Source organism: Staphylococcus canis, assembly GCF_016238445.1.
GTDB lineage: Bacteria > Bacillota > Bacilli > Staphylococcales > Staphylococcaceae > Staphylococcus > Staphylococcus canis.
The window spans coordinates 1-11,070 of the sequence record NZ_JABANU010000037.1; the positions used below are offsets into that span (position 1 = coordinate 1).

Here is an 11,070-nt window from a genome sequence, read left to right on the forward strand (position 1 = left end):
ATATATAATTAATTATATATATTAAATGCTATGTATTTGCACTATAAATAATAGATTATTAAATGTTATACCTTAAAATCACTAAATATCATTTTTTTATAATTCTAAAGAAATATCATTTGATACTTAACCACTCAAAAAAGCTCCAGATGTACGTTTGATACATCTAGAGCTTGTATATTCAGGATTAACGATTAACGACGAGTTACGTCATCGTTGTCGTTTTCCATTTTACGTGTTAATTTTTGTAATTGTTGTTCAGCGAATGGACGACCGCCAATACCGAACGCAATCGCAAATGCTACCGCAACTGCACCTAATACTAATAAGAATGCAACATTAACAATGTTTTGTGCGAAGTTTAATTGATCTAATGTCATAAAGATTGCAACAATGATTAATAAGAACTTCACGATTTCAGCTAATGTGTTGTTGCCTGTTGATTTGCGGATGAATTTCGCTAATAAGTTACCACCAATTAAACCTAACGCTAAGATAATAGCTGCTGAAATAACTAATGGTAAGTAACCGATGATTGCAGCACCGATTTTATTTAATACTGTTAAGTTCACTGTGTTTAATGCTTGAACAAAGAAGAATAAACCAATGATTGTTGTAATGACCCAACCGATTGCAGCTGGTAAATCGATACTGTTTTTGTCTTTACCAAAGTTTACATAGTGATTGAAACGACTTACGTTTAAGCTTTGTAATAAGTTTTTCACTAAAGTACCTAACATTTTAGCGATGAATAAACCAACAACTAAAATGATAACTGCAACTAAAATTCTTGGCGCGAAGTTTAAGATACTTTGCATCATGTCACGGATTGGACCTGATACTGATTTCATGTTTAATGCGTCAAAAATTGCTGGTAAGAACAATAAGAAAATTAAGAAGTAAGCTAATTTACCAAATGTTTTGATAAGCCCTTCTGATTCTGATGTGCCACGGTTACGGTCAACTAAACCTTTTTTACGTAACCAGTCTTCAAAGCCTAATGCCCCTAAACCTTTGACAATAACTTTTTTAACAATTGTCGCGATGATCCACGCAACAATAAGTAAAATAATCGCACTGATTAAGTTTGGAATGAATCCAATAATCGTGTGAAGTGCGTCCATAAATGTGTTTGTAATACCCCTCATTTATGTGAACCTCCTCAAATATAATAATACTTTTCGTTATGATACCTTGATACCCCTATTTCTTTCTCTTTAATCATATTTCTAAAAAGTTTTTGAGATTATTTTTTCGTCCAAACTTTTTTTAAATTTTAAATGCGATTAAAAAATGGATTAGATAGTGTAGTTCAACTATTACACTTAAAATAAAATACACAATCAATTTTAATTGATTTGCCGTATAAAAATTAGAGCACACCTGTTTCGACTTTATTGATGTAAAAATTATAAGTAATAACTGTCCTGAACTTTTAATGCGTCATCTAATTCATAAATCAGTGGTGCGCCTGTTTTAATTTCATAATGTGCAATCTCGTCATCCGGGACATCTTCTAAAAATTTAATTAACGCACGTAACGAATTACCATGTGCGGAGACGAGTACTGTTTGACCGTCAAGTAAGTGTTGTGAAATGGCATCATTCCAAAACGGAATCACACGATCTAATGTATCTTTCAAGCTTTCACCTTCAGGCATAATACGGCGATCAAGTAAGGCATATTTTCGGTCTTTTAAATAATCTTCACGTTGTGCATCACTTTGTTCTGGCGGTTTCACATCATAAGAGCGTCGCCATATTTGAACTTGGTCTTCACCATATTTTTCGGCCGTTTCTTTTTTATTTAAGCCTTGCAGTCCACCGTAATGTCGTTCGTTCAAACGCCACGTTTTATGCGTCGGAATAAACAGTTGATCGGATTCGTGTAATAAGTAATACGTTGTTTTAATCGAACGTTTAAGTAGTGATGTAAAGACGACATCAATTTCAATACCTTGGTCTTTTAATTTACGACCAGACTGTATCGCCTCGTCTACACCTTGTTCTGATAAGTCGACATCCGCCCAACCTGTGAATAAATTTTTCGCATTCCACTCACTTTGGCCGTGTCGACATAAGATTAATTTTGGCATACCCTAACATCCTTTCTCTCTTTTATAGTCATGATACCCATTTCTGCCTACTTTCAATGGTGTTCATCGTGAAACGCATCGGATGCTGCGTGTTGTAAGGATAAACCATTGTTAAATCGTTGTACAAAGTCTCTGAAATATTGGATACCTGCTTCTGTTGGTGTATAGGTCGAAACGGATTGATTGTGAAAAACGACTTCTTTTAAATACGTCGCAAGATCTAAATCTTTCGTGTCTAGCATATATTGTGCTAATACCGCAATGCCCCATGCTCCACCTTCACTTGCGGTGGACATGACTTGTACAGGACTTTCCAATGCTTCCGCTAAAAATTGTTGCGCGACTTTTGGCGTTTTAAATAATCCACCGTGTCCCACAATAGACTCAAGTTGCACATCTTCATGCGCTTTTAATATATCCACACCTAATTTAAGCGTACTAAACATACTCATTAGATGCGTTTTCATAAAATGTGGCAGTGTGAATTCGCTATCACGCGTTCGTACAAGTGTTGGGTAGCCGGTTTCTATCCCTGTAATAAACACTCCAGAAATATAGTTATACGCCATCCAGTTACGGATATCGACGTCGTCTTTCAACGCTTGTGATAACAGCTTTGTATACAGCGTATCTTGATCGTAAGACACGCCCATCGTCTTTAAGACCTCGCCAAAAAGTTTCATCCATTGATTTCAGCTGCACCATTATTCGCATGCACCATCGCCACATCATGACCGTCTGGCGTAGTCACGATATCAATTTCTGGATACACTTGACGCAGTGGGTGCTCTAAGACGAGCATCGCAAAAAGACTTGTACCGACTGACACATTACCAGTACGTGGCGCGACACTTTGCGTGGCTACCATGCCAGTGCCGGCATCGCCTTCAGGAGGACACATCGGACATCCTGACATTAATTGCCCAGTCGGATCGATACGTCGTGCGCCGTCTTCAGTGAGCACACCTGCCTTGTCCCCTGCGACGCGTACCTCTGGCAATAGGGACTCAATGCGCTGCGCGAAGCCGTACTCATCCAATAAGCCATTAAATGTTTCGCATAAATCTTCACGATATGTCTGTGTCTCTGTATCAATCGGAAACATCCCCGATGCATCTCCAATTCCGAGTACGCGCGCTCCTGTGAGACACCAATGCACGTAACCAGACAATGTTGTCATTACCGCGATGTCTTTAACATGTGCTTCTCGCTCGCGTATCGCTTGGTAGAGTAGCGCAATACTCCATCTTTCTGGAATATTCACTTGAAAAGCTTCACGTAATTCACGTGCCGCGGCGTTGGCATGATTATTTCGCCATGTTCGAAATGGTGTCAATAATTGATGATGCGCATCAAACACAAGATAGCCATGCATCATCGCACTAATACCCAGTGACGCAATACGCGTTAATGGCACACCATACGTTTCTGAAAGGTTTGTTGTCATTCGAGCATAACTGTCTCGTAGCCCGTCCCACATCTCACTTAAATCATACGTCCAAAAGCCATCCTTAAATTGGTTCTCCCATTCAAATGCACCTTGTGCGATGGGCGTCGCGTCCTGTAAAATAGCGACCGTCTTGATCCGTGTTGACCCAATTTCAATGCCCACTGTCACACGACCTTGTTCAATTTCATGTTGAACCTTTTGATGCTCCATGCCCCTCACTCATTTCTCAAAAATATCGTTACTTTAATCATAGTATAGCCGAAACCCAGTCGCAAAACTTCTATTAAAAAAGCGATTGTATGAGGGTCATCATCACAATCGCTTAAATATATCTATTCAATTAAAATCCGTATAATGTTTTGAGGCTCAATCCGACAATAACGGACACCGCTACACCGAAAAAGCCTGGCAGTAAAAAGCTCGTTGTTCGGGTTGAACGTGTTTCATCCACATCTACCGCAAATAAAATAGTCGGTTGTGCTGGGATGACAAAGTTGACGTTTAACGTTTGAACCATCGCCATAAAGAAGGCCGGTGAAATGCCTAGTGACAACACAATCGGTACAACAATCGACGCTGTAGCTGATTGTGAAATCACGACCATTGACACGAGTGATACAAGAATCACAATTAACCACGGTGCTGCACTGATGATATTGCCGACTTGCTCTTCCATAAAGACACGGTTCGACGGTGCACTAAATATCGTCGCACCTAACCAACCAGGTCCAAGCACCGCAAACAATGCACCAATTGCTGCTTGCGTAATATGTGAAGATAAAATTTGAGCAGGTTGAATCTTAATCAATAATAAATTCACCATCGCACTCATATACATAAACAGTTGAACAAGTTCCGTCATTTGAAGTTGGACTGTTTCGCCATCCACTTTAAATGTTGGACTGATATCTGGGAATATGCCAAATGTTAAAATACAAATCACCGCAACGAAAAATGAAAGTACACCCAGTTTCACACGTGTCGTGTACTGTCCTTTCGTTTTCGGCGCACTGATTTTTTGTAACATCGTTTTAGCATGCGTTTCATCAATACGTGTACGTCCTACAAATGTGACAAAAGTACTTAATAAAAACATCGTAATGAGTGCAGTAGGTAGTACGATGGATAAGTATTGTCCCATTGTAAAGCCTAAACCTGTAAATTCTGAAATCATATACGCCGTAGCTGACGCTGCTGGACTACATAATAACGCAAGATTTGCGGTAAGCACTGACACAGTTAATGGCTTTTTAGGACGAATGCGTGCTTTAAGTGCTGTCTTTGCGATAATCGGTTCAAGTGATAACGCAATATTCGCTGTCCCAATCCCAAAGACGAATACAAACACAATCAATGGCGCAATAAATATAATTGATTTTGGAAAACGTTCGATAATTTTAGACGCTAAATGTACTAAATAATCGATACCGCCAGTCGCTTGAAGCGTCCCACCTGCAATCCCGATTGATAAAATAATCAACACTGCAGTTACAGGCGCCGAACCAGGTGGCAATCCAAATCCAAAAATCATAACCAGCTGTGCGACAATTGCGAAGATACCGCATCCTAATGCCCCTGCTGTACGTAATCCAAGTACAATCGCAAGGATCATAATGATTATCTCTATGGCAAAAAGAAGCATACTTCTTCCTCTTTTCTATCTTTTTTATGTGAATATTTTAACATAATCATATTCACGGTTCATCCCTATTTTGAGGGTGATTATGTCAAATTTGTTAACACTTTAAAGCCTTACAAGAGTAAAGCGTTTTCACAATCAGATTAAGAAGAGGATGAGATAGCACCTTGATTTTTAGGAATCGTATTTAATACGATCACAAACGCGATTAAAGCCATCAATACATTCAACCAAAGTCCAAACATCGCGCCCATTTCGATATTAAATGCCGTCTTACCGATAAAATATAACGTCGTTGACATCGCCACACCAAACGCATTCCCAAGTGATGAGGACATTTTATACACACCAGACGCCATACCGACTTTGTCATCAGGCGTATTCGCAATCGCTGTATCCATTGAAGGCGTCGCATAAAAACCAAGACCTATGCCGTAAATGAAATAACCAATCACACATATCACGACATACCAAACAGGTGGTAAAAACACACAAGAAATCAGCAAGATGCCGACCATATTCAGACCTGAACCAATCATCATTGGTTTACCTGCACCGAGACGCTGAAGAATTTTCTCACCTACACGAATGGTACACAGCACCGTCATTAAGTACGTCACTGTAAGTAAACCCGCTTGTGCTGATGAAAAGCCCATAGATTGTTGTACGAACGTATTCCCAACGATTAGCGTCCCCGCAACACCGTTCATTAAGAAATTCGAAATCGTCGCGCCGGTATATCCTTTGTCTTTAAAAATTTCAAAATCAATCAACGGACTCGTACGATAACGTTCTAAAATGATAAAACCAATAATACTTGCGAAGAACACCGCAATTAAACTTAAGATAAGTGGAGAGAATAATCCAAACTCTGAACTTTGTGTAATGATAATATTTAAAGATAAAATCGCCGCAAGAAATAACACTAAGCCGATACTATCGAAATGTTTAAACACTGACGACTCACGACGCGGTACTTCCGGTGTCCCTTTCATTAATATCATCGCAAGCACAGCGATCACAATAGACAGAATAAAAATCCAACGCCACCCTAAAAAGGTATCCATCATACCACCGAAAAATGAGGCAATACCGCCACCACCCCATGATCCAATCGACCAATAACTGAGTGCTGCTTGACGTTTACGTCCTTTATAATACGCTTTAATAATCGAAAGTGTTGATGGCATAATAAACGCCGCTGAAATCCCTTGAATACTACGGCCAATAATAAACACAATGACATGTGGTGAAAGAATCACAATTAACGAACCGATAATACTCAACGTTAACCCTAGATACGCCATCTTCACATGGCCATACTTATCAGCGAGACCGCCAGCACCCACTACAAACATACCAGAAAAGAGTGCCGTCACACTGACCGCAACGTTAATTAAACCAAAACTTGTGTGCAGTTCATTATGTAAAGTCGGTACCACATTCACCAGTGACAACGCGAACATCCAAAACGTAATCACCCCAAACACAATACCAATTAATAATTTCGCATTTCCTTCAAAATGTCGCTCTTCCATAAAAACCCCTCTTTTTTTATATTTTACAGTTATGATAGCGCTTTAACGCATTGGAATACGAAAGCACATGAAAGAACCACTATGTGATGTAGCTGTCGTATGATATGACTTCATATTTACATCTACATTCAGGAGTGGTTCTTACACATGCCTACTCAGGATAAATATCTCAGTTGTCGTTGTGTTTAAGCTTCGTTTAAATATTGAACGTATAATGTTTCAAAGATTTCAATAAATTTTAGATATGTGTCTTTTTTAACACGCTCATCAATTTGGTGTGGACGTTCACCTGGACCAAATACCATTAATGAGAAATGTTCATCTTTGTCACGCAATAAGTTAGATGCGTCAGTCACACCAACAGTTGGGGCGATGATTAAGTCTTGATCTAAAATACGTGTACCAATCTCATGACCAAGTTTGATTAAGCGGTTATCCCCTGTTGTGATAACTGGATCAAGGTCTAAGTATAAGTCCTCTGAAAAATCATGACCTTCCTCTTTCATTTTGTCTAAATGTTTTTGGAATAATGCTTTCACAGCGTCGTTATCATATTCCGGAATCGTACGAATATTAAAATCAGCTGTCGCACGTGCTGGGATTGAGTTTACTTGCTCGCCACCATTAATTAACGTATTGCTGATGACTAGCGTTGAAAGCACTTTTTCAACTTCTGCTAAATCAATATCACTATCTTTAGGAAGCAATTGTGCTACGAATTCCGAATATGATTTAAAGTCTAACGTTTGTGGTTTTAACGTTTCCACAAGTTCTTGATAGTCATGGTCGATATTTTGAATAAATTGCATTAACGGTTGAATACTGTTTTTACCAAGCACTGGCATCGAACTATGTGATGATAATCCTTTTGATGTAATGCGGTAATCCATAGATCCTTTATGTGCATACACTAACATCGTTTCTGAAGGTTCTGCAATGACTAATGCATCCACTTCATCCATAAACCCTTTACGATGCAGTTGTTCTGCACCTTTTTGTTCCATTTCTTCGCCTGTTGTTGCCATTAATTTAATTTTACCTTTTTTAAGCTTGCCACTTTCTTTCACTTCAATCATCGCAATCACAAGTGCTGCAAGACCTGATTTCATATCACCCGAACCACGACCGTAAAGATAACCGTCGTCTTCTGTTAATGTGAATGGGTCATACGTCCACTCGCTTGCGTCGCCTTCTGACACAACATCCATATGTCCAGAAATACCTAGCACTGGAGTACCTTCACCAATTTCAGCGATAAGATTTGCGCGCGTTTCACTTACTTTATCAATTTGTGATTCAATGCCATGTTCCTTGAGTAATTTTTGTAAATACTGACACACTTCAATTTCATTATCATTGACTGTTTTGATACTGACTAAATCTGATAAAATTTTCACCTTGTCTTCGGTTGTAAATACACTCATTTCGAACACCCTTTCCGATTCATTTGATCGTTTCTGTAACATGAGGATAAAAAAACTTTTTAAAATGTGACAACTTTGTGTACAGAAATTTGAAGCGTTTTCCATCTTCAGTATAGTACAGTTTTTGAAAAAATGAGGATAAAAAGCATAAAAAATTCAATTTCTGCATGGTACGTCAACCTCATTGTATCATCTTTAGTTAGCTTCGCGCACTAAAATATCAGCCACATTCTATATTCAAAAAATAAACAATTGACAAAACTTTATTTTAAATTTAAAATATAGGGTGCTGAAGAAATATCACTAGAAAGGTTATATAACCATGTTTAAAATTGGTCTCATAGGCGCTGGCGCTTTAGGCAGCCGCCTCAGTATTCAACTTAAAGCAGCAGGATATGATATTACGTTACTCGACAACTGGTCAGAACGTGTCAACAGCATTCAAACAGAAGGAATGATCGTTAAAAGCGAATTGAGGACTTACGCTATTGAAATGCCAATTGACCATCTTGAAACAAACGAAGCGTCTTTTGACTTAATCATCTTAACAACGAAATCCTATCAAGTTGAGGAAACCGTGGAAACGTTATTAAGACGTGGCACAATTACATCCCAAACACGTGTCATTTCAATGGTTAGTGGATTAGGTCATACGAAAGTGTTAAGACAATACATTCCATCATCACAACTCTATTTAGCTATCACAACATGGCCATCATATTTGAATCAAGCTGGAGAGATTCATCTATATGGTCAAGGTCATATCTCATTGCAACGTGCAGACGGTAAGCATGACGCTGAAACAGCACGCATTGTTGACATGTTTAACGATGCAAAGTTAAACGCATCAGTAAGTGACGACATCACTGTCGCAATATGGGAACAAGCTATAATCGACAGTACCATTCAACCACTCTGTACAATCTTTGATAAAACCGTTCATGAATTCAGTAGCAATCCTGAAGCGCCAGAGCTTGTCAGTCTACTCGTGCATGAAGCCGTCCAAGTGGCAGAAGCACAAAATATTCAATTAGATTCGGAAGCAATCATTCAAACCATCAAAGACGCTTCGCACTTCACAACACAAGGTTTTCATTATCCATCGATGCATCAAGATGTGACACGCGGTCGCTCGAATGAAATCGATGCTTTAAATGGGCAAATCGTCAAATACGCTCAAGCGTCTAACATTAAAGCACCGAATCATGAAGCTGTTGTCACGTTAATTCGTGATTTCGCACAGATATATACTGATAAAATTGAATACGTACTTGAACCTTAACAGGTAGACCCATACAGTTACACAAATGTTTGTGTAGCTGTATTTTTTATACGCCACGCCAACCACAACGCGGCGCTATCTTATCCGCTTGCCACTTTTGAAATAACAACGCTTCGTAACACACATATGCATCCTCTCCCACCACTTTATCGTCACCATACACATAAAACGGTGGTAACGGGTCAGGATTGAGATGTGCCACTTGTGACACTATTTTACGTAAACGCTCTAAATCTTCACGAAACGCATCCGAACGCTTCCCACCACGACGTAAATGTTCTGCATTCATCGCCTCTAACAACGCCATAGTATCCGCTAAATAAGGTGTCCCTTCATGATACACATGCTTCACGATAGGATGCGACAAATAACGTGTATTCCCTTCAATCACTCCCATCTCCGCTAAACATACACGAATTATTTGGTATAGCTCTAAAACCTGTTTAGACAAACGTCTATTATCCAAAAAACGTGCACTAACCTGATGATCAGCACTGACTCTAAAAATTTGCATACCTGATTCTCCTCTTCTGAAATGACTCATTCAATCTTTTACACGGCACCCCTTTAAACATCACTCGAATTAGTAAAATATATGCATATACCTTAAAATTTATTCACATTCAAAACTCTATTTAAAGATTTTTAGATTTTTCTGAAAAAAGTTGTTGCAATTCTTTAATGTGTGCTATATAATTTTAACTGTAAACAAGTTACAAATATAAACTTGGTCAAGCGCTACCAATCAAACAAACTTGTTTACGCATAGAATTCTATAACACCAACAAGGTAGTATTCATTTAAACACGTTTTTATACCTTGTTTCCCTTGATATGAACGGACAATAACATACTGTTTATACTTGAGGTCAAAGTAAAAAAATGTATGAGTTCATTTGATGACGATCTTGTGAAAATTTGTGATGGTAGATAGATGAGTATCTTTAATCGTTAAATATCAAAACATTTGATACTTAACTCAAAAGCATTGTCTTCATCTAAGACAATCAAATAGATAACCGAGAACCAAAAGCAACTGATCTACATTCATCTCTTCAGTGTACTAATCGTATGGGCATTGGTAATACTCAATATAGACTTCATAAGTCAAATGACCCATTGTTGTACGAATGTAGATCCGTATCGCTTTACTGTACAAATGCTTATTCCGGCTAATGGAGTAGCACATCTTAGAATCAACCATTACAAAACTCATCATACTATCTCCATTAGCAATTTTCTTATAAAATGATGACGTTATTACAAACATTATATGTTATTTTTAAATTTAAACTGATGACTTAACAGATATTTAAATTAATGTCTTTATTGCTCGACTTGATCTATATTTAAACTGATGACTTTATGGATCTAGTAAATTGTTTTCTTGAACATGTTGAATATATAGAACATATAAATGTATTATCTTGAATATATATAACATATAAATGTATTATCTTGAATATATATAACATATAATTGATATAATAGCTGTCATCTAACACTCATGAGTGGAAAGGGGCTGGGACATTAATGTGTCTCAGAACCGAAAACAGGAAGATTTTCATGATGAAAAATGAAAAATCTTCCTGTTTTAATTTTAAATAGAACTTATCAACTCGTAGAGTTGATAGTTTTTTGA

Annotated in this window: 7 protein-coding genes and 1 pseudogene; 1 reads left to right on the plus strand and 7 read right to left on the minus strand. The window is 38.0% G+C overall.

Going from position 1 to position 11,070, the window contains the following annotated elements; translation table 11 throughout:
* Positions 1–194 precede the first annotated feature (194 nt).
* The 6 genes and pseudogenes from HHH54_RS10390 to HHH54_RS10415 all read right to left on the minus strand — a co-directional run bounded on the left by HHH54_RS10390 (position 195) and on the right by HHH54_RS10415 (position 8,147).
* Positions 195–1,148 (minus strand): mechanosensitive ion channel, encoded by a 954-nt coding sequence (locus HHH54_RS10390; RefSeq protein ID WP_198618738.1) that lies wholly within the window; start codon positions 1,146–1,148, stop codon positions 195–197.
* 261 nt (positions 1,149–1,409) lie between these two features.
* Positions 1,410–2,096, minus strand: a complete 687-nt coding sequence (locus HHH54_RS10395) for a 2,3-diphosphoglycerate-dependent phosphoglycerate mutase (protein WP_198618739.1) — start codon at positions 2,094–2,096, stop codon at positions 1,410–1,412.
* Between the two features lie 53 nt (positions 2,097–2,149).
* A pseudogene (locus HHH54_RS10400) lies at positions 2,150–3,756 on the minus strand (xylulokinase).
* 130 nt (positions 3,757–3,886) lie between these two features.
* Complete coding sequence (locus tag HHH54_RS10405; RefSeq protein ID WP_198618740.1) at positions 3,887–5,188, minus strand: anaerobic C4-dicarboxylate transporter family protein; 1,302 nt, start codon at positions 5,186–5,188, stop codon at positions 3,887–3,889.
* A gap of 140 nt (positions 5,189–5,328) precedes the next feature.
* Positions 5,329–6,723, minus strand: coding sequence for an MFS transporter (locus tag HHH54_RS10410; RefSeq protein ID WP_198618741.1), 1,395 nt, complete (start codon positions 6,721–6,723; stop codon positions 5,329–5,331).
* A 185-nt stretch (positions 6,724–6,908) separates the two neighbouring features.
* Positions 6,909–8,147, minus strand: coding sequence for an ArgE/DapE family deacylase (locus tag HHH54_RS10415; protein ID WP_198618742.1), 1,239 nt, complete (start codon positions 8,145–8,147; stop codon positions 6,909–6,911).
* A 322-nt stretch (positions 8,148–8,469) separates the two neighbouring features.
* Here HHH54_RS10415 and HHH54_RS10420 point away from each other — a divergent pair, with 322 nt between their 5' ends.
* Positions 8,470–9,429 (plus strand): ketopantoate reductase family protein, encoded by a 960-nt coding sequence (locus HHH54_RS10420; protein WP_198618743.1) that lies wholly within the window; start codon positions 8,470–8,472, stop codon positions 9,427–9,429.
* 46 nt (positions 9,430–9,475) lie between these two features.
* Here HHH54_RS10420 and HHH54_RS10425 read toward each other — a convergent pair whose 3' ends face one another.
* A complete protein-coding gene (locus tag HHH54_RS10425; RefSeq protein WP_198618744.1) occupies positions 9,476–9,943 on the minus strand; it encodes a pyrimidine dimer DNA glycosylase/endonuclease V in 468 nt (155 codons plus the stop codon).
* Positions 9,944–11,070 lie beyond the last annotated feature (1,127 nt).

Coding starts and splice junctions, on each gene's coding strand:
- HHH54_RS10405 (WP_198618740.1), bottom strand. CDS start 5,188: ATGCTTCTTTTTGCCATAGAGATAATCATTATGATCCTTGCGATTGTA.
- HHH54_RS10410 (WP_198618741.1), bottom strand. CDS start 6,723: ATGGAAGAGCGACATTTTGAAGGAAATGCGAAATTATTAATTGGTATT.
- HHH54_RS10415 (WP_198618742.1), bottom strand. CDS start 8,147: ATGAGTGTATTTACAACCGAAGACAAGGTGAAAATTTTATCAGATTTA.
- HHH54_RS10420 (WP_198618743.1), top strand. CDS start 8,470: ATGTTTAAAATTGGTCTCATAGGCGCTGGCGCTTTAGGCAGCCGCCTC.
- HHH54_RS10390 (WP_198618738.1), bottom strand. CDS start 1,148: ATGAGGGGTATTACAAACACATTTATGGACGCACTTCACACGATTATT.
- HHH54_RS10395 (WP_198618739.1), bottom strand. CDS start 2,096: ATGCCAAAATTAATCTTATGTCGACACGGCCAAAGTGAGTGGAATGCG.
- HHH54_RS10425 (WP_198618744.1), bottom strand. CDS start 9,943: ATGCAAATTTTTAGAGTCAGTGCTGATCATCAGGTTAGTGCACGTTTT.